Below are 17,206 nucleotides of genomic sequence, written 5' to 3' on the forward strand. Positions count from 1 at the left end.
GACATGGAACAGGCGGCGGTCCGCCTCAAAAAAGGGGAGGGCCGGTCCTTTAAGGCCGGCGGCCCCTGGATTTACGACAACGAGATCGACCTTCTCACCGGCCCCTGGGAAAACGGCGGGCTGGTGCGCATCGAGGACTACAACGGCTATGTGCTGGGCCACGGCTTCGTCAACACAAACTCTGCCATCACCGTGCGGGCCCTTTCCCGCCGGGCCGACGCCGTCATCGACGAGGCCTTCCTGGACCGGCGGGTCCGGGCGGCCTGGCAGTACCGGAAGGACACCGTGGACACCGCCTGCTGCCGCCTCATTTTCGGGGAGGCCGACTTTTTGCCCGGCCTGGTGGTGGACAAGTTCTCCGACGTGCTGGTGGTGGAGTCCCTGGCCCTGGGCATCGACCGGCTGAAGGGGACCATCCTCCGCCTGCTGACGCGGGCCCTGGCCGAGGACGGCATTCACATCCGGGGCGTCTATGAGCGCAGCGACGCCAAGGTGCGGCTCAAAGAAGGCATGGAGCGGGTGAAGGGCTTCCTGTCCGAGCCGTTCGACCCCAAGGTGGAGATCGTGGAGAACGGCTTGCAGTACGTTGTGGACGTGGCCGAGGGACAGAAAACCGGCTTCTTCCTGGACCAGAAGTACAACCGGTTGGCCATCCAGCCCCTGGCCCGGGGCGGTCGGGCCCTGGACTGCTTTACCCATACCGGAGCCTTCGCCCTCAACGCCGCCAAGGGCGGCGCGGCAGAGGTGCTGGGGGTGGACGCCTCGGAGACCGGGGTGCTGCAGGCCCGGGAGAACGCTGCCCTCAACGGCATGGACGGACAGGTGGGCTTCACGTGCCGCGACGTGTTTGACCTGCTGCCTGAGCTGGAGCGGCGGGACGAGCGGTTCGACCTGGTGATTCTGGACCCGCCCGCCTTCACCAAGTCCCGGGCCTCGGTCAAAAAGGCGGTCCGGGGTTACCGGGAGATCAACCGCCGGGGGATCGCCCTGGTGCGGGATGGAGGCTATCTGGCCACCTGCTCCTGCTCCCACTTCATGACGCCGGAGCTCTTCGCCCAGACCGTGGGAGAGGCTGCCCGGGACGCCCGCCGACGGCTGCGGCAGGTGGAGTACCGCACCCAGTCCCCCGATCACCCTATCCTCTGGGGGGCGGATGAGTCCTATTACCTGAAGTTTTATATCTTCCAGGTCTGCGATGACCGATAAAAAACGCCCCCGGCGGCCGCCGGGGGCGTCTTCCAGTCCCGGACGCTTGTGCCCGGGAAAAAAGAAGGGTATAATGAAAGAATCGCAAAAGGAGGGACGCGCCGTGCGCATCGCCAATACCATCTCCGACTCCATCGTGGACGGCCCCGGTCTGCGGCTGACGGTCTTCGCCCAGGGCTGCCCCCACCGCTGCCCCGACTGCCACAACCCGGAGACCCACGACCCGGCGGGGGGACGGGAGGCGGAGTTGGCGGAGCTCATCGCCCTGTTGGACACCAACCCGCTGCTCCAGGGGCTGACCCTGTCCGGCGGCGACCCCTTCCTCCAGGCGGCGGAGTGCGCCGCTCTGGCCCGGGCGGCCCGGGACCGGGGTCTGGACGTGTGGACCTACACCGGCTGGACCTATGAGCAGCTTTTGACGGAGGGCGACCCGGACCGGCTGGCCCTGCTGGACGCCACCGATGTGCTGGTGGACGGCCCCTTTGTAGCGGCCCGGAAGTCCTATGCCGCCCTGTTCCGGGGCTCGGACAACCAGCGGCTCATCGACCTAAGAAAAACCGAACGGGAGGGCCGGGTGGTCCTGTGGACCCGGCCCGACCCGCTGGCTCACTTTACGGTGCCGGAATCCTGAACAGAGAGGAGCGAGCAGCCGATGACCATCGGTGATTTTGAGCGGAGGTTCATGGACCACACCCCCGTCCTGATGGACGTGCGGGCCCACTACGCCGTGCTGGTGCCCCTGGTGGAGTGGCAGGGGGAGCCCTATCTGCTCCTGGAGGTCCGCTCGGAGACGCTGAACCGCCAGCCGGGGGAGGTCTGCTTCCCCGGCGGCCGGATGGAGCCCGGTGAGGGGCCCACCCAGTGCGCCTTCCGGGAGACCCGGGAGGAGCTGGGCATCCCCGCCTCGGCCATCCGGCCCATCGCCCGGCTGGACGAGCTCCACCACCGGGACGGCACCCTGCTCCACCCGGTGCTGGCCCAGGTGGACGCCGGGGCGGTGGTCCACATGTCGGCCAGCCACGCCGAGGTGAAGGAGACCTTTCTGGCGCCGGTGCGCTTTTTTCGGGAGAATCCGCCTCAGGTGTACCACTACCCCCTGCGGGCCGAGGTGGGGGAGGACTTCCCCTACCACCTCATCGGCTTCGACCGGGGCTACCGCTGGCGGGCGGGGGGGATGGAGGTGCCCATCTGGAGCTATCGGGGCCACGCCGTCTGGGGCCTTACCGCCCGCATCATCAAGCACCTGATGGAGCAGCTTGCAGAAGGGGAAGAGAGTAATACTCCACCAGTCGCCGCACCGTAAAACCGCTGGAGGCATACAGGCGGCGGGCCCGCTCATTGCCGCCGTCCACCTCCAGCAGCACGTGCCGTTTGCCACGCAGAGGGGCCAGCCCGTCCAGCAGGGCGGCCATAAGCCCGCCGCCCAGGCCCTGCCCTTGGAGCGCGGGGTCTACCGCCACGCCGAAGATAGACAGGGCCTCTCCCCGGAGGTTGACACAGGCGGCGCCCGCCAGGCGGCCTTGCCGCTCCAGCACCCGGCAGAGGATGCCCTCCTGCAGACAGCCGGCGGCCATTCCGCCATTGCCGGGGAAGGCGGCGGAATAGAGGACTTCCAGGGCGGAACGGTCGGTCTCCTGTGCCGGGCGAAGGGAGACCGAGACGCGGGGCGCGGCATGGGCGCCGCCGTAGTACATCAGATATTCGGAGTGGTCCAGGGCTAGGCCCCAGTGGGAGGCCACGGCACGGCCGTCGCTGCTGTCCCCCTGGCAGGGGAACAGCAGCCGCCGGCAGCCGGCGGGCCGCAGGACGGCGACCGCCTCCTGAAGCAGAGCGCGGAAGATCCCCTGCCGGCGGCAGGACGGACGGACGCAGGCGCTGATCTCCGCGGTGTCGGCGGTTGGCAGGAAGACGGACAGCGAACCCACCGGCCGGCCCCGGTCCAGAGCCTGGAAGTAGCTGGGCATCTCGGGGCAGACATGAAAGGAATGGTCCGGATTTTCCAGCCGGTCGAAGCCGTCTGGAGCCGTCCGTGCAGTGATGGCGCGGATTTCCATGAGGGTCATCTCACTTTCACGATGGATGGATGCAAAAACCAGTATACCACGCAAGGGGGACGGATTACCATAGAGCGGACAGAGCGGCTGGGGCGCTATACCCTGGTACAGACGGCGGACTGCTTCCCCCTGGGGGGCGACACCCTGGCCCTGGGGGACTTTGCCACCCTGCGGCGGGGCTGGCGGGTGTGTGATCTGGGCTGCGGCTCCGGGGCGCTGGGGCTGCTTCTGCTGGAGCGGGAGCCCAGCCTGGCCCTCACCGGTGTGGAACGGAACCCGGCCGCCGCTGCGGTGGCGGACCGGAACTTTCGGGAAAACGGCGTGGAAGGGCGCGTCTGCGCCGGGGATCTGCGGGACCCGGAACTGCTGCCCGCCGGCAGTTTTGACCTAGCGGTGTCCAACCCGCCCTGGTTCCGGGAGGGCGGCGGGGCGTCCGGCGGGTCCGCCCGGATGGAGCACGCCTGTACCCTGGACGAGCTGTGCGCTGCCGCCGGGCGGCTGGTGCGAAACGGCGGGCGCTTTGCCCTGGTCCACCGGCCGGAGCGGCTGGCCGACCTGCTGGAGGCCTTGCGGTCCCATGGGCTGGAGCCCAAGCGGCTGCGGCTGGTCCAACACCGGGCGGATGCCCCGCCCTCGGCGGTGCTGGCCGAGGCTGTCCGTCAGGGCAGGCCGGGGCTGGAGATTCTGCCCGCCCTGCTGCGCACCCCATGAAATTGACCGAGGAGGAGACAATATGCCCGGAACCTTGTACCTGGTCCCCACCCCCATCGGCAACCTGGGAGATATCTCCCGGCGGATGGCCGATACCCTGGCGGCGGTGGACTTCATCGCCGCTGAGGACACCCGTGTCACCGTGAAGCTACTCAATCATCTGGGGCTGAAAAAGCCGATGCTGAGCTATTACCGGCACAACACCGGCGCCAGCGGGGCGGCGGTCCTCAGCCGCCTTCTGGCGGGCGAAGACTGCGCTCTGGTCACTGACGCGGGCACCCCTGCGGTCAGCGACCCCGGCGAGGAGTTGGTGGCCCAGTGCGCCGCCGCCGGTGTGAGCGTGGTTTCCATCCCGGGACCTTGCGCCCTGGTCACCGCGCTGGCGGCCTCGGGCCTGCCCACCGGCCGGTTTACCTTTGAGGGATTTTTGGCTATGAACAAGAAAAATCGCCGGGCCCACCTGGAGCAGCTCCGGGGTGAGCAGCGGACCATGCTGTTCTACGAGGCGCCCCACAAGCTGACGGCCACCCTGCGGGATCTGCGGGATACCTTTGGCCCCGAGCGGCGTATCTCTCTGTGCCGGGAGCTCACCAAGCTCCACGAGGAGGTCCGCCGCACCACCCTGGGCGAGGCGGCCGCGTGGTATGAGGAAAACCCGCCCAAGGGGGAGTTCGTCCTGGTGGTGGAGGGGGGCTGCCCGCCCGCAGAGGACAGTGCCACCCTGGAGGACGGGCTGGCACGGCTGCTTGCTCTGCAAGGCCAGGGCTGCTCCCTGAAGGACGCCGCCCGGCAGGCGGCGGCGGAGCTGGGACTTCCGCGCAAGGCCCTTTATGACCGGGCGGTGTCGTCGAAGAAGGACGAATGAGCGGCGACATCCCTATTATGTAATAAAATGGAAAGCATAATTATACAATCAGTATATATATTTTGCAATATAACCTCTGATTATAGCAGGACCTGCGGGGCCCGGAGCGGATCAGACAAAAGAAAAAGTCACTGGAAATCCGCACCACCTGGATTTCCGGTGACTTTTTCTTTGCAAAAACTTTACTTGCTCATCAGCTCACGGATGCAGTTGGGGCAAACGTTTTTCCCCTTAAAATTAATTACATCCTTGGCATCATCGCAGAAGATGCAGGCCGGCTGATACTTTTTGAGGACGATGGATGCACCATCCACATAGATCTCCAGCGAGTCTTTTTCGGCGATATCGAGAGTGCGCCGCAGCTCGATCGGCAGCACGATGCGCCCAAGCTCATCTACTTTACGTACAATTCCGGTTGACTTCATGGCAGAAACCCCTTTCCAGATAAAGGCAACAATTTTCCCACAAATAGACCAATATCTGACAGTATTATAACATGGAGTATAGAAATGTCAATTGGTAAATGGAAAATATTTGTGAGAAATCTTGCCAAATTTATCCTAAAACCGGAAGGCATGTTTCTACGTTTCGCCACGTATGATGAAGGCTGAGGGGAGTGTGGGACATGGCGATGTCGATCATTTGGACCGGGATGGTCCTGGTATCCATCCTGTGCGGACTGGCGACGGGCCGCGGACCGGCGGTGGCCACGGCCGCCCTGGACGGGGCGGCGGCGGCGGTGGAGCTGTGCCTCTCCCTGGCGGGTGTGCTGTGCCTGTGGATGGGGGTCATGGAGATCATGCGGCGCTCCGGCCTGTCCCAGAAGCTGTCCCGGCTGCTGATGCCGGTGCTCCGGCGGCTCTACCCCGCCTTCGCCCGGGACAGGGAGGTGATGGACACCATTGCGGCCAATGTGTCGGCTAATTTGCTGGGGCTGGGCAACGCTGCCACGCCCCTGGGTCTGGAGGCCGCCCGGAAGATGAGCCGCAGGACCCCGGGTGTGGCCAACGACGCGCTTTGCATGCTGGTGGTGTGCAACACCGCCTCCATCCAGCTTATCCCCACCACCGTGGCGGCGGTACGGGCCGGAGCCGGGTGCGCCGCACCCTTCGATATCCTGCCCGCCACCTGGCTGGCCTCGGCCATCTCGGTGAGCGTAGGTATCCTGGCGGCCAAGCTCTTCGCAAAGATCTGGAGGACATGATATGGATCTCATCTTCACCATGCTGGTGCCCCTTATCATCGCCGTGGTGGCCCTGTACGGCATGCTGCGGCGGGTGGACGTATACGACGCCCTGGTCCAGGGGGCGGGAGACGGCCTTGGGGTCCTGATCCGCATCGTACCGCCCCTCATCGGCCTGCTGACGGCGGTGTATATGCTCCGAGCTTCCGGCGCCCTGGAGCTGGCGGGGGAGGCACTCTCTCCGGTGCTGGCCCGGCTGGGCATCCCCGTGGAGACCATCGCCCTGCTGCTGGTCCGGCCGGTCAGCGGCAGCGCTGCCCTGGGGGTGGGGGCCGAGCTCATCCAGACCTATGGGCCGGACTCCCTCATCGGCCGGACGGCGGCGGTGATGCTGGGTTCCACCGAGACCACCTTTTACACCATAGCCGTCTATTTCGGGGCAGCGGGCATTGTCAAGACCCGCTACGCAGTCCCGGCCGCCCTCTGCGCCGACCTGGCGGGGTTTATGGCGGCCGCCTGGGCGGTGCGGGTGCTGTTTGAGTGAAAACAAAAGGGCTCCGGCGGCCGCCGGGGCCCTTTTACGCGGCCTTGGGCCGGCGCAGAGACAGTCCGGCCAGCAGAGCCCCGGCGGCGCACAGGGCGGCGCAGAAGAGCAGCATCCGATCTACGCCCCAGCGGTCCAGTACCTGCCCGGCCAGCAGGCTGCCCAGCACGCCGCCCAGACCGTTGGAGGCGACCATCATGATGGTCTGGCCCCGGACCCGGTCCCCGGCGGGGACCGACTCGTTTACGTAGTATACCGAGGAAGGGGTGAACAGGCCATAACCCAGCATCTGGAAGGACTGCACCAGACAGACCCAGAGGTAGCTGGGGGCCAGCAGCAGCCCCACGGCCTTCAGCCCGCCGCAGGCCAGGCTGACCATCAGCAGACGGGCGCTGCCCCAGCGCCGCAGCAGGCGCTGAAAGAGGAAGGCGGTGGGCAGCTCGCAGGCCGCCATGACGAACAGGGCGGCGCCCAGGTCGGGCTGTGTCCCGCCCCGGTCCAGCACCACGTTGACCAGAAAGTTGGACATGGGCAGGATGCCGGTAAGGCCGCACAGGACCCCCAGCAGCATGAGGGTGAACCGGGGATTGTGCCGCAGCAGATAGAGGGCGGAGTGGGGCCCGGAGGCCTCCGCCCCTGGGGCGGGGGCCTCGGCCCGGAAGGGGGGATAGGTGCCCACCAGGAGGATCTCCAGAATGACCAGGGCGGTATGGGTGATCAGCACCGACTCCACCCCCCAGCGGCCCACCTGGAGCCCCAGGACCACACAACACACGGCATAGGCGAAGGAGCCGATGCCCCGGCCCAGGCTGTACCGAATGGGCGCCCCGGCGTTGATGAATTGGATGGCCATGGCGTCCATCAGAGGATAGGCGGACAGCTCCAGTCCGCCGATGACGACGAATACCGCCAAAGTTCCGGCCATGCCCATGGGGAGGAGGGTGAAGATCACTCCGGCGACGAAGCTGAGGCCCAGGGAGGCAGAGACGATGTACTTGAGGGGAATGTGGGGGTGGCGGTCGGCAAAGCCGCCCAGCGCGGGCTGGCAGACGATGCCTGCCAGGCAGCGCACGGCGATGATGAGGCCCACCTGGCCGTTGGAGAAGCCGCGGCCTTGGAGCAGCGCGGCCTGGTAGGCGCAGATGGCGGCAAACATGGCCCAGAAACCGGCCTGCATGGCGATGTAGTGGTAATCCAGGCGACGGGCGGAGGGGAGAGCCTTCAAACAGACACCTACTTTACGATTCAATCGGATTTTTGATGTTCGGCGGCCGCGCCGGCGCCGGCGGGCAGGGGGCGCTGTACGGCGGGCGGACCGCTTTCGGCGGGGTCGGCCTCCGGAGTGGGGAGAAACTCGAACAGGGCGTCCTGCGCTACGCTGCCGGTGGTGTACAGCACCAGCACCAGATCGGGCTTGAGCCAGTCCACGTAGGTCAGCAGATTTTCGTGAAAGTAGCGCAGGTCCACGGTGATGAGCTCAGAGCAGCCCAGGGCCAGGAAGGGGGTCATGGCACAGGCGTAGGAGTCCCGCAGCAGCAGGATGCGGGGCCCGTCCTCGTCTGTGTGGTTGTAGATGCGGGCCAGGGGGTAGTCGCCCCCAGCGTAGAGTGTGTAGGGGTTGCCGCCAAAGTAGTCCTTCTCCTCCAGGCGTTCGGGGAAGAGGAGGGACTCCTCGAAGGGGCCGGTGCGCTCAATCTCGTAGATGGGCACCGAGTAGGTGAAATCAGTCTCAAAGACGGGCTTCCACAGCTCGATGCCGTCCACCCCGCCGTAGAGGGTGCCCACCCGCTTGCCCAGGCTGCCCAGGAACCAGTCCTCCCAGGCCTCCACGGTGAACTGGGAAGGGTCGCTGTACTCGGCCGGGGTGGAATAGCCGTAGTCGGACGCCAGAAGCTCGAACAGCGCGCCGCAGGCGGTGAAGGCCGCCTCGGGGGTCCAGTGGTGGTCGGTGGCGAAGAACCAGGAGCTCCAGTCCCGGTCCTCCATGGCGGCGAACAGGTCCCGGAAGTCCACATAGTCCACACCATGGACCTCCAGCTCGGCCAGCAGGGCGTCGGCGTAGTCGTTGCTGTGATCTGTCACCCCCGCGGGCAGGCGGTCGTCCTCCGGCGCCACCTTGCCGGGGGCCTGGAGGTAGAGCAGGGGGATGTCCCGCTTGCCAAGCTGGTCCCGCAGCCGGGCCAGGGCCTTACCGTGGGAGGCGGTGTCCGCCTCCTCGGCGTTGACGAAGGTGAGGGTGCCGTCGGTGAGCCGGACCACCGAATAGCGGGGGTCGGCGTCGTCCACCACCTGCCGCTGGGTCAGGCGCTGGGCGGCGCCGTAGAGCTGGATGAACAGGTGATTGCGGTCCAGCAGGGAGTTGGCGGCGGGTTCGGCGGCGGCGATTTTTTCCTGAACGGCGTCCAGCAGGGGAGTGGGCTTCACCGCCTCAGCCTGTCCGGAAATGCCCGGCGCAGAGCGGCCCAGGTCCCGGGACAGGCGGGTGACGTAAGCGGCGCTCCGCTGGGGCAGGAGTACGCCCGCCCGCTCCGGACCGGGGGCGTAGAGACCGGAGAAAAGAAAGACCGCCCCGGCCAGCAGGGCGGCCAGAAAGAGAACGGCCCCCCAGGATTCGCGGTTTGCCATGGTGGACCTCCTCTAGAAATTGAAGTAGATGAAGGGGTTATAGGTGCCCTTCACCAGATAGGCCGCCGCCGCCAGCAGGACGGTGAGCAGGGTCAGGGAGTAGACCGCCCCCCACATGGGCAGGACGTGGGCGGCGTAGCGGCGCAGATAGCCGCCCACCCGCACGGACAGCCACCGGGCCACGGGAAAAGCGAACAGCGCGGCGAAGAGCAGCACTACAGCGTACTGCCGCAGGTAGTAGCCCGCCCGGTCCAGCGGGTCGGGCTGGGCGCCAAAATGGAACATGGCCGCCCAAAACCGCCCGGCAGCGCTCAGGTCGTCGGCCCGGAAGAGGACCCAGCCGAAGTTGACCAGCAGGAAGGTGAACACTCCTTTCAGGGGCCGGGGCAGCCACTCGCCAGCATGCCAGAATTTTTCCAGGCACAGCAGGACGAAATAGTACAGCCCCCAGCACACGAAGGTCCAGTTGGCCCCGTGCCACACGCCGGTAAGCAGCCAGACTACGAACAGATTCCGCAGCAGCTTCCAGCTTTGGTCCACCCGGGAGCCGCCCAAAGGGATGTAGACGTAGTCCCGGAACCAGGAGGACAGGGAGATGTGCCAACGCCGCCAGAACTCGGTGATGGAGGTGGAGAGATAGGGGTAGTTAAAGTTTTCCAAAAAATGAAAGCCAAACATCCGGCCCAGGCCGATGGCCATGTCGGAGTAGCCGGAAAAGTCAAAGTAGATCTGAAGGGTATAGCACAGCGAGCCCAGCCAGGCGAAGGGCATGGACAGGCCGACGCCGACCGTCCCCCAGGCGGCGTCGGCAATGCTGGCCAACTGGTTGGCCAGCAATACCTTCTTCCCCAGCCCCACCACGAACCGGCAGCACCCGGCGGAGAAATCCGCCCAGTTCTCCCGGCGGTGGAGGATCTCTTCCGCGATGGTGGAGTATTTGACGATGGGCCCGGCGATGAGCTGGGGAAAGAAGGAGATATACAGCCCCAGGTCCGCAAGGCTGCGCTGGACCCGGGTCTCGCCCCGGGCCACGTCAAAGACGTAGCTCATGGCCTGGAAGGTAAAAAAGGAGATGCCGATGGGCAGGCCAATGACCGGAACGGGGACCGAAAGACCCAGCCGGCCCAGGTTGGTCAGGGTGAAGGTGAGGTACTTGAAGACAAAGAGCAGCCCCAGGTTGCAGACTGCCGCCGCCGCCACCGGCAGCCGGACGCTCCGGCAGCGGCACAGCCGGGCGTGAACCCAGAGGCCGAAGCCGTAGTTGGCCGCGATGGAGGCCGCCATGACCAGCACAAACCAGGGCTCCCCCCAGGCGTAAAAAAGCAGGGAGGCCGCCAGCAGGAAGAGATTCTGCGCCCGACGCAGGCCCCGGAGGGGGATGTAATAGACCACCAGGACAATGGGCAGGTAGGCGAAGAGAAAGACCGAACTGGAGAAGAGCATGGGTGGCAGACTCCTTATGGGTTACGTAATGTAGGCTCCCACCACCGGGAGCTTCCGCAGCGCCCGTGCGGTGCCGGCGGCGCAGAAGAAGACCGCCAGGGACAGCAGCGGCGCCGACAGCCAGGGGGTGAAGCGGAGGGTAGTCAGGCCGAAATGGTTGAGGAGCATGAGAAAAAAGACGTGGCTCAGATAGACGCCGAAGGAGCAGTCGGACAGGCCTGCCACCCGGCTGGGGCGGAGGCGGCATTGCCTGCACAGCAAAAACAGGGCGCAGGCGGTGCAGGCCACGTTGGGGGTGAGGTAGCCGTATACGTCGCCCCCCAGCGCCAGGGTGGCGGCCAGACCGGACAGACCCAGGGTGTAGACGGCGTACCGGACATGGGGCCTCAGGTCATAGGTCCGCAGGTAGTACCCCGCCACGTAATAGCCCGGATAGCCCCCGATGAGGGGAAGGTCAAGCTGCTTGAGCCAGCTTTGCGCTCCGACGCTGGGAAAGTAGCTCAAAACGGTGGGGAGCAGCAGCCCCGCCAGGAACCAGAGGGCCAGCAGCCACTCCAGCTCCCGTCGGGAGCAGCCCCGGACCAATCCCCGGAGGACGGGGGTGAGCAGGTACAGACCCAGCAGCATGTAGAGATACCACAGGTGATACTCCGTCTGCCCCCGCAGAGTGAGCAGCAGGGCGTTCCGCACGCCCGCCGCCCCGGCGTTGCGAAAGTAAATGAGATTGTAGAAAAAACCCCAGGCCAGCAGGGCGGCGAGGATGCGGGGCAGACGGCCCCGGAGCAGGAAGCGAACGGTCAGCGGCTTATTCGGGTCCAGCAGGAAAGCGCCCGACAGCAGGACGAAGACCGGCACGCACCAGCGGGTCAGCCCGTCCCAGGCCATCAGCGCCGTCCACTCCGCCGAGCCCTCCTCCGCCAGGGCCAGCCAGGTGGTGGAGGTGTGGAGCAGGACCACGGCAAAGGTGGTCAGGACCCGCAGCAGGTCGGCCCAGGCCAGACGTCCCGTCCGCCCGTCCGTGGGGCGCTCCAGCAGGGTATCCATGGGGAGGACCTCCTTTGGGTCAGGTGATGTAGCGGCCCACCACCGGGATCTTGTGGAGGAGCCAGGATACGGCGAAGCTGGGCACCGCGATGGCCAGAGTCAGCAGAGGCACCGCCAGCGCCGGAGTGATGGGCGGATTGGACAGGCCGAAGTAACGCAGCAGGGTGAGGAAGACCACGTGGACCAGATAGACGCCGAAGGTGTAGTCGGCGGCATGGCTGACCCGGGCCCGGCGGGAGCGCTCGTCGCTGAGGCCCAGCACATACCGGAACAGGACAAACACGGCCACCGACATGGCGCACACGTTGGGGGTGAGGTAGCTCATCATCAGGCCGTTGAACTCTCCCGGGCCGTTGCCCGCGTTGAGGGCGGCGGAGCCCCATACCGTGGCGGCCGCCCCGGCGACGCCCAGCACGTAGATCAGGCCCTCTGCCACCCGGCCCAGGGTGTACTCCTTCAAATAGTACCCCGCCACGAAGTACCCCACGTAGGCCAGGGGCGGGTAGGCCAGGGTGAAGTTGAGGTAGAGCTTGTTGGCGTAGAGCTCCACCGTCTGGCTGCCCCGGAGCCGCAGGAACAGGGGCAGCACATAGACGAAGAGAAAAACCACCAGAAAGAACCAGTGGAAATCGCTGCGCCTGGCGCCCCGGACGAAGGCGCGGAGCAGGGGGGTGAGCAGATAGAGCCCCGCTACCATATACAAAAACCACAGATGGGTGGGCACGCTGCCCAGCACCACGGCGTACAGGGCGTCCAGCACCCCCCGCAGGGTGAGGCCGCGGAAGAGGGCGGTGTTCATCAGGGCATAGACCACGCCCCAGAACACCAGGGCCACGACCACCCGCAGCAGATAGCGGAACAGCAGGTGGGGCCAGGCGAGGGACTTTTTGGGGTCCAACAGGAACATGCCCGAGCACATGACAAATACCGGGACGCACCAGTGGGCCAGGCAGTCCCAGGCGTTGAGGAGGTTCCAGTCCGCGGTCCCGGCGGGGAGGGACTCCAGCCAGCCGCCGGAGACGTGGACCACGATGACGGCCAGACAGGCGAACACCCGCAGCAGATCGGCATAGGCCAGCCGGCCCTGGTCGCTTCTTGCCATGGGTTACGGTTTGGGCTTCCGGTCGGGGATGATCTCGATCCAGTAGCCGTCGGGGTCCTCGATGAAATAGATGCCCATAGCCGGGTTTTCAAAGCAGATGCAGCCCATCTCCCGGTGCTTGGTGTGCCAGACGTCGAATTCGTCGGTGACGAAGGCCAGGTGAAACTCCCCCTCACCCAGATCATAGGCCTCCGTGCGGTCCTTCAGCCAGGTCAGCTCCAGCTCAAAGCCGGTGACCCCGTCCCCCAGATAGACCAGCCGGAAGGAGCCGTCCTTGGCGTTGATCTCTCGGGTGGGGGCCAGGCCCAGGGCGTCCCGGTAGAAGTTCAGGCTGCGGTCCAGGTCCAGTACGTTGAAATTTTCATGGGCAAAACGAATCATGTCTCTTTCTCCTTTCCAAATCAGGGACCGCGCATCTGCTCGGCGATGCGGCGGCCCGTGGGCGTGGCGGCGATGCCGCCGCCTCCGGTCTCCTTCAGAGCGGTGGGCATCTGGTCCCCCACCGCCCGCATGGCGTCAATGACCTCGTCGCAGGGGATGGGGCTGGCCGCCCCGGCCAAAGCCAGTTCGGCGGCAGACAGGGCATTCATGGCCCCGATGACGTTGCGGCCTACGCAGGGCAGCTCCACCAGCCCGGCCACCGGGTCGCACACCAGACCCATCAGGTTTTGCAGGGCCGTGGCGCAGGCGGCGGCCATCTGCTCCGGGCTGCCGCCCAGCAGGTGGACCAGGGCGGCGGCGGCCATGGCTGAGGCGGAGCCCACCTCGGCCTGACAGCCCCCCTCCGCCCCGGCGATGGAGGCCCGGGTGGCGATGACCTGCCCGAAGCCGGCGGAGACGTAGAGTGCCCGGAGAATCTCCTCGTCGGAGAGGGCGTATTTCGCCTGCACCGGCAGCAGCACCGCCGGGAGCACGCCGCTGGCCCCCGCGGTAGGGGCGGCCACGATGCGGCCCATGCAGGAATTGCACTCGGCCACCTTGAGGGCGGTGGCCATGACCTGGGTGACGAAGGCCCCGGAGAGCTCCACCCCGGCGGCCTCCACCTTGGCGGCGGCTCCGCCGGTGAGCCCGCAGGCCGAGCGCTTGTCCGGGTCGTAGCCCGCCACCGAGGCCCGCATGGCCTCCCACAACCCGGCCATCCGGGTCCAAGAGGCCTCCCGCTCCACACCCCGGTCCCGCAGGTCGTCCAGCAGCACAGCCTCCCACAGCGGGCGGTCCAGTGCGGCCCGGAGCAGGTGCTCCACAGAATGAAACGCCATATCAGTCCGCCTCCCCCATGTTCAGATACGTGCACCGGACGATGCCGGGCAGGGTGCGCAGGTAGTCGGCCATCCCCTCGGGGATGGGCTGGTCGCTCTCGATGACCATGACGGCCAGGCCGCCCCGGCGGTCCCGGTAGAGCTGCATGGCGGCGATGTTCACCCCGTGCTCGGACAGCAGCCCGGCCACCTCGGCCACCTGGCCGGGCTTGTCCTCGTTGCGGATGATGAGGGTGGGGTAGTCGCCGGTGAAGGTGGCCTCCATGCCGTCGATGGCGTTGACCCGGACCCGGCCGCCCCCCAGGGAGGAGGCGTTGACCTCCAGCACCCGGCCCTCCCGGTTCTCCACCCGGAGGATGGCGGTGTTGGGGTGGGTGCCCCGGATGACGGCGGCGGAGACACTGAGGTCCATGCCCGCCTCCCGGGCCAGGACGAAGGACTGGGGCAGGCGTGGGTCGTCCGGGGGCAGGCCCAGCAGGCCGGCCACCAGCGCCCGGTCGGTGCCGTGGCCCCGGCCGGTGGCGGCGAAGGAGCCGTGGAGGATGAGGGCGGCGGCCACGGGCTGTTCGCCCAGCAGCCGCCGGGTGATGAGCCCGATGCGGGCCGCCCCGGCGGTGTGGGAGGACGAAGGGCCCACCATGATGGGACCCATGATGTCGAAGATGTTCATGACGATCTCCTTTGGGGAAAGAAATGGGGGGCACTCCGGAATGGCCCCCCGCATGGGAGCGGCGCTCCCGCGCAGGGGTCCCCTTTCTTCCCGAAGAAAGGGGACGGAAAGAAGGGCCAAAGAGGGGGATTTCGATTTCCCCCTCTTTGGAATCTCCCCTTAAAACGACCAGCCAAGGGGGCTGCGGCCCCCTTGTTTGGATTCATTCCCCCGGGCGCGCCCCCCAGGGGGGTACATCCAATAGGGGGGACCGCGGTCCCCCCTGATTGGCCGTTTCAAGGGGTGGGGTGTCGGGGCGGGGGAAATCGGAATCCCCCGCCCTGACTGCTTTTCCCGCCCCTTTTCCAGAAAAGGGGCGCCGCCGGAGGCAGGGGGCCTTCTACTTCCGCTGGTCTGAACGGCCCAGCAAATAGTCGGCGGAAACATCAAAGTAATCGGCAATTACGGTTAACAAGGAAATCACAGGTTCCCGTTCGCCTTTCTCATAACGGATATAGGTCCGGCTGGTGACGCCAATGGCATCTGCGACAGTCTCTTGTGTCACGCCCAGATTCTGCCGCAAAATTCGCAGTCGTTGTGCAAAGATATCCATGGTTATCACTCCTTGACATGAACAAACATTCATGCTATAATGAGGTGAACGATTGATCAGGAGGTATGCATATGTCCGACTTATTGCAGGAGCTCTTCGAGCTCACCGAGCAAAACCTCCCCTATATCCCCGGTCACCGGGAGGCCAGCCTCCGCCGGGAAGCCCTGGAAGAGGAGCTGCTGACCTCGGCGTGCGCCTCTGCCTTTCGGGCCTACTGCCGGGCCGACAACGAGCTGGATCAGGAGAGCCGGAAGAGCCTCTTTCTCCGGACGCTGGCCCTGGGGCTGGCGCTGGGGAGCCTGCGGGCCTGAAGCTCAGGCTCGGTACAGGGTCTCTCCCTCCCGGATGGTCTCCAGCACCCGGATGTCCCGAATGGCCATGGGCTCCACGGCCGTGGGGTCCCGGTCCAGGAGCACCAGGTCCGCCGTCTTGCCCGGGGCCAGGGAGCCCCGCTCCCCCTCCAGAGCATACTGCCAGGCGGCGTGGACGGTGACTGCTTTCAACGCCTCATAGGCGGAGATGCGGTACTCCGGCCCCAGCACCCCGCCATTCCGGGTAATTCGGTTGACGGCGCACCAGATGCTCTCCAGCATATTGGGGGCGATGACGGGGGTGTCCTGATGCAGGGTAAAGGGCAGGCCCAGCCGGACGGCGGCAGCCAGCGGACTGATGGAGGCGGCCCGGCGGGGACCGAGGTTCTCCCGGTGCACATCCCCCCAGTACCAGAGGTGGGCGGCGAAAAAGGAGGGGAGAATGCCCAGCTCCTTCAGCTCGGCCAACTGGCCGGGGGTGACCAACTGGGCGTGGATCATCACCGGACGGATGTCCCGGACAGGGCGGTCCTCCGCCGCCTGGGCAGCCCGGCAGCAGCGGATGAACTGGGCGCAGGCCGCGTCCCCGTTACAGTGGGCCAGAAGCTGCACCCCTTCTGACAGGGCAGTACGGACGAAGCCGGTGACCTCCTCGTCGGTGTATGCGGGGTAGCCCCGGTCATCGGGCGCGCCGCCGGCGTAGGGCTCCAGCATCCAGGCCGTGCGGCCCTGGGGAGAGCCGTCCAGAAGGATCTTGTAGCCGCCCAGCCGCAGCCGACGGCTGGTCCGCTGCCAGAACTCCGACTGGCGAGAGAGCTCTGGGGCTTTTTTCAGGTCGGCATAGCCCACCACGTTCACCGCCAGGGTGCCGGTGCGGGCGGCGGCGTGGAGAAGCTGAAACTCACCCGCGCCGGTCAGCCCGTCCTGCACCAGCGTGATGCCCTGGGACAGATAGATCTGCTGGGCCAGCCGCAGCCCGGCCAGCGGGTCGGCCTGGGGAGCCGCCGGGACCCGGGCCGCAGCCAGGCGGAAGGCAGTTTCCTCCAGGTAGCCGGAGGGGGTTCTGCCGTCGGCCTCCCGGCCGATCCTTCCTCCCTCCGGGTCGGGGGTGTCCGCCGTGATGCCCATGGCGCGCAGGGCGGCGGTGCTGGCGACCCCCATATGGCCCGAGGCGTGGGTGAGCAGGACCTTCCGCCCGGGTAGGGCGGCGTCCAAGAACTGTCGGGTGGGGTGGGCCCGCTCGGCCAGGGCGGTGTGGTCGTAGCCGAAGCCCAGAATCCAGCCGTCGGCGGGCGGGTCCGTATCCTCCTCAAAAGTCCACAGGATATCCGCCATATGGTGCAGACTGGTGCTTGGGGACAGGTCGCACAGACCCATGGTGGCGGCCAGGGCGGTGATGTGGGAGTGGGCGTCGAGAAAGGCGGGGAGCAGGGCTCCGCCCGCCAGATCCCGCCGCTCCGCATCCGGAGCCAGGGCGGACAGGGTAGCCGCCCCGCCCAGCGCGGCGATCCGCCCGTCCGTGACCAGCAGGGCTTCCGGCCGGGGACCGGGCTCCATGGTCAAAATACTGCCATTGGTATAAAGGGTGCTGCGCATT

General features: G+C 66.5%; 20 protein-coding genes. 8 read left to right on the forward strand and 12 right to left on the reverse strand.

Annotation, left to right across the window (positions count from 1 at the left end):
- Positions 1-3: 3 nt before the first annotated feature.
- The 3 genes from B3H64_RS08045 (at position 4) to B3H64_RS08055 (ending at position 2,509) form a co-directional block, all read left to right on the forward strand.
- Positions 4-1,206, forward strand: coding sequence for a class I SAM-dependent rRNA methyltransferase (locus B3H64_RS08045; protein WP_050619105.1), 1,203 nt, complete (start codon positions 4-6; stop codon positions 1,204-1,206).
- A gap of 73 nt (positions 1,207-1,279) precedes the next feature.
- Positions 1,280-1,837, forward strand: coding sequence for an anaerobic ribonucleoside-triphosphate reductase activating protein (nrdG, locus tag B3H64_RS08050; RefSeq protein WP_050619104.1), 558 nt, complete (start codon positions 1,280-1,282; stop codon positions 1,835-1,837).
- 21 nt (positions 1,838-1,858) lie between these two features.
- Positions 1,859-2,509, forward strand: coding sequence for an NUDIX hydrolase (locus B3H64_RS08055; protein ID WP_050619103.1), 651 nt, complete (start codon positions 1,859-1,861; stop codon positions 2,507-2,509).
- Here the strand turns inward: B3H64_RS08055 and B3H64_RS08060 are convergent.
- Positions 2,442-3,260 carry a GNAT family N-acetyltransferase gene (locus tag B3H64_RS08060; RefSeq protein ID WP_286734318.1) on the reverse strand — a complete coding sequence of 273 codons (819 nt, stop codon included), beginning with the start codon at positions 3,258-3,260 and terminating at the stop codon, positions 2,442-2,444. The two genes, B3H64_RS08055 and B3H64_RS08060, sit on opposite strands and share 68 nt — an antisense overlap.
- A 21-nt stretch (positions 3,261-3,281) precedes the next feature.
- On the opposite strand from B3H64_RS08060, the gene B3H64_RS08065 reads away from it, so the two are divergent.
- Together B3H64_RS08065 and rsmI are read left to right on the forward strand one after the other, a co-directional pair.
- Positions 3,282-3,971, forward strand: a complete 690-nt coding sequence (locus B3H64_RS08065) for a tRNA1(Val) (adenine(37)-N6)-methyltransferase (RefSeq protein WP_050619101.1) — start codon at positions 3,282-3,284, stop codon at positions 3,969-3,971.
- Between the two features lie 22 nt (positions 3,972-3,993).
- Positions 3,994-4,836, forward strand: coding sequence for a 16S rRNA (cytidine(1402)-2'-O)-methyltransferase (gene rsmI, locus B3H64_RS08070; protein ID WP_050619100.1), 843 nt, complete (start codon positions 3,994-3,996; stop codon positions 4,834-4,836).
- A gap of 182 nt (positions 4,837-5,018) precedes the next feature.
- Here rsmI and B3H64_RS08075 read toward each other — a convergent pair whose 3' ends face one another.
- Positions 5,019-5,261 carry an AbrB/MazE/SpoVT family DNA-binding domain-containing protein gene (locus tag B3H64_RS08075; protein WP_050619099.1) on the reverse strand — a complete coding sequence of 81 codons (243 nt, stop codon included), beginning with the start codon at positions 5,259-5,261 and terminating at the stop codon, positions 5,019-5,021.
- A 200-nt stretch (positions 5,262-5,461) separates the two neighbouring features.
- On the opposite strand from B3H64_RS08075, the gene B3H64_RS08080 reads away from it, so the two are divergent.
- The gene (locus B3H64_RS08080; protein WP_050619098.1) at positions 5,462-6,040 is read left to right on the forward strand and encodes a nucleoside recognition domain-containing protein; all 579 of its coding nucleotides are present in this window, start codon (positions 5,462-5,464) and stop codon (positions 6,038-6,040) included.
- Position 6,041: 1 nt separating this feature from the next.
- Positions 6,042-6,563 carry a spore maturation protein gene (locus B3H64_RS08085; RefSeq protein ID WP_050619097.1) on the forward strand — a complete coding sequence of 174 codons (522 nt, stop codon included), beginning with the start codon at positions 6,042-6,044 and terminating at the stop codon, positions 6,561-6,563.
- Between the two features lie 34 nt (positions 6,564-6,597).
- On the opposite strand, the gene B3H64_RS08090 is transcribed toward B3H64_RS08085, so the two are convergent.
- From B3H64_RS08090 to B3H64_RS08130, 9 genes are all read right to left on the reverse strand, one after another.
- Entirely contained in the window at positions 6,598-7,788 is a 1,191-nt protein-coding gene (locus B3H64_RS08090) for an MFS transporter (RefSeq protein ID WP_286734324.1), read from the reverse strand.
- A 20-nt stretch (positions 7,789-7,808) separates the two neighbouring features.
- The gene (locus tag B3H64_RS08095; RefSeq protein ID WP_050619096.1) at positions 7,809-9,188 is read right to left on the reverse strand and encodes an alginate O-acetyltransferase AlgX-related protein; all 1,380 of its coding nucleotides are present in this window, start codon (positions 9,186-9,188) and stop codon (positions 7,809-7,811) included.
- A gap of 12 nt (positions 9,189-9,200) precedes the next feature.
- Positions 9,201-10,631 carry an MBOAT family O-acyltransferase gene (locus B3H64_RS08100; RefSeq protein ID WP_286734325.1) on the reverse strand — a complete coding sequence of 477 codons (1,431 nt, stop codon included), beginning with the start codon at positions 10,629-10,631 and terminating at the stop codon, positions 9,201-9,203.
- Between the two features lie 21 nt (positions 10,632-10,652).
- Positions 10,653-11,675, reverse strand: a complete 1,023-nt coding sequence (locus B3H64_RS08105) for an acyltransferase (protein WP_286734326.1) — start codon at positions 11,673-11,675, stop codon at positions 10,653-10,655.
- A 19-nt stretch (positions 11,676-11,694) separates the two neighbouring features.
- Positions 11,695-12,777: an acyltransferase gene (locus tag B3H64_RS08110; protein WP_286734329.1), complete on the reverse strand. Its 1,083-nt coding sequence runs from the start codon at positions 12,775-12,777 to the stop codon at positions 11,695-11,697.
- Positions 12,778-12,780: 3 nt separating this feature from the next.
- On the reverse strand, positions 12,781-13,158 hold the full coding sequence (locus B3H64_RS08115) for a VOC family protein (RefSeq protein WP_050619092.1): 378 nt from the start codon (positions 13,156-13,158) through the stop codon (positions 12,781-12,783).
- Positions 13,159-13,178: 20 nt separating this feature from the next.
- Positions 13,179-14,036 carry an L-serine ammonia-lyase, iron-sulfur-dependent, subunit alpha gene (gene sdaAA, locus B3H64_RS08120; protein ID WP_286734332.1) on the reverse strand — a complete coding sequence of 286 codons (858 nt, stop codon included), beginning with the start codon at positions 14,034-14,036 and terminating at the stop codon, positions 13,179-13,181.
- Position 14,037: 1 nt separating this feature from the next.
- Positions 14,038-14,706, reverse strand: a complete 669-nt coding sequence (gene sdaAB, locus B3H64_RS08125) for an L-serine ammonia-lyase, iron-sulfur-dependent subunit beta (protein ID WP_286734333.1) — start codon at positions 14,704-14,706, stop codon at positions 14,038-14,040.
- Between the two features lie 379 nt (positions 14,707-15,085).
- Positions 15,086-15,298, reverse strand: coding sequence for a helix-turn-helix domain-containing protein (locus tag B3H64_RS08130; protein WP_050619089.1), 213 nt, complete (start codon positions 15,296-15,298; stop codon positions 15,086-15,088).
- Between the two features lie 71 nt (positions 15,299-15,369).
- On the opposite strand from B3H64_RS08130, the gene B3H64_RS08135 reads away from it, so the two are divergent.
- A complete protein-coding gene (locus B3H64_RS08135) occupies positions 15,370-15,609 on the forward strand; it encodes a hypothetical protein (protein ID WP_050619088.1) in 240 nt (79 codons plus the stop codon).
- Positions 15,610-15,612: 3 nt separating this feature from the next.
- Here the strand turns inward: B3H64_RS08135 and B3H64_RS08140 are convergent, their stop codons facing one another.
- Positions 15,613-17,205, reverse strand: coding sequence for an amidohydrolase (locus tag B3H64_RS08140; RefSeq protein ID WP_286734337.1), 1,593 nt, complete (start codon positions 17,203-17,205; stop codon positions 15,613-15,615).
- Position 17,206 lies beyond the last annotated feature (1 nt).

This window comes from Intestinimonas sp. UBA1698, assembly GCF_002320075.1.
GTDB lineage: Bacteria > Bacillota > Clostridia > Oscillospirales > Oscillospiraceae > Intestinimonas > Intestinimonas massiliensis.

What these genes read in the sequence shown, in the direction of transcription:
- nrdG (WP_050619104.1), top strand. Translation starts at nt 1,280, where the DNA reads ATGAAAGAATCGCAAAAGGAGGGACGCGCCGTGCGCATCGCCAATACC.
- B3H64_RS08095 (WP_050619096.1), bottom strand. Translation starts at nt 9,188, where the DNA reads ATGGCAAACCGCGAATCCTGGGGGGCCGTTCTCTTTCTGGCCGCCCTG.
- B3H64_RS08060 (WP_286734318.1), bottom strand. Translation starts at nt 3,260, where the DNA reads ATGGAAATCCGCGCCATCACTGCACGGACGGCTCCAGACGGCTTCGAC.
- rsmI (WP_050619100.1), top strand. Translation starts at nt 3,994, where the DNA reads ATGCCCGGAACCTTGTACCTGGTCCCCACCCCCATCGGCAACCTGGGA.
- sdaAA (WP_286734332.1), bottom strand. Translation starts at nt 14,036, where the DNA reads ATGGCGTTTCATTCTGTGGAGCACCTGCTCCGGGCCGCACTGGACCGC.
- B3H64_RS08115 (WP_050619092.1), bottom strand. Translation starts at nt 13,158, where the DNA reads ATGATTCGTTTTGCCCATGAAAATTTCAACGTACTGGACCTGGACCGC.
- B3H64_RS08055 (WP_050619103.1), top strand. Translation starts at nt 1,859, where the DNA reads ATGACCATCGGTGATTTTGAGCGGAGGTTCATGGACCACACCCCCGTC.
- B3H64_RS08080 (WP_050619098.1), top strand. Translation starts at nt 5,462, where the DNA reads ATGGCGATGTCGATCATTTGGACCGGGATGGTCCTGGTATCCATCCTG.
- B3H64_RS08130 (WP_050619089.1), bottom strand. Translation starts at nt 15,298, where the DNA reads ATGGATATCTTTGCACAACGACTGCGAATTTTGCGGCAGAATCTGGGC.
- B3H64_RS08135 (WP_050619088.1), top strand. Translation starts at nt 15,370, where the DNA reads ATGTCCGACTTATTGCAGGAGCTCTTCGAGCTCACCGAGCAAAACCTC.
- B3H64_RS08085 (WP_050619097.1), top strand. Translation starts at nt 6,042, where the DNA reads ATGGATCTCATCTTCACCATGCTGGTGCCCCTTATCATCGCCGTGGTG.
- B3H64_RS08110 (WP_286734329.1), bottom strand. Translation starts at nt 12,777, where the DNA reads ATGGCAAGAAGCGACCAGGGCCGGCTGGCCTATGCCGATCTGCTGCGG.
- B3H64_RS08075 (WP_050619099.1), bottom strand. Translation starts at nt 5,261, where the DNA reads ATGAAGTCAACCGGAATTGTACGTAAAGTAGATGAGCTTGGGCGCATC.
- B3H64_RS08100 (WP_286734325.1), bottom strand. Translation starts at nt 10,631, where the DNA reads ATGCTCTTCTCCAGTTCGGTCTTTCTCTTCGCCTACCTGCCCATTGTC.
- B3H64_RS08105 (WP_286734326.1), bottom strand. Translation starts at nt 11,675, where the DNA reads ATGGATACCCTGCTGGAGCGCCCCACGGACGGGCGGACGGGACGTCTG.
- B3H64_RS08045 (WP_050619105.1), top strand. Translation starts at nt 4, where the DNA reads ATGGAACAGGCGGCGGTCCGCCTCAAAAAAGGGGAGGGCCGGTCCTTT.
- sdaAB (WP_286734333.1), bottom strand. Translation starts at nt 14,706, where the DNA reads ATGAACATCTTCGACATCATGGGTCCCATCATGGTGGGCCCTTCGTCC.
- B3H64_RS08140 (WP_286734337.1), bottom strand. Translation starts at nt 17,205, where the DNA reads ATGCGCAGCACCCTTTATACCAATGGCAGTATTTTGACCATGGAGCCC.
- B3H64_RS08065 (WP_050619101.1), top strand. Translation starts at nt 3,282, where the DNA reads ATGGATGGATGCAAAAACCAGTATACCACGCAAGGGGGACGGATTACC.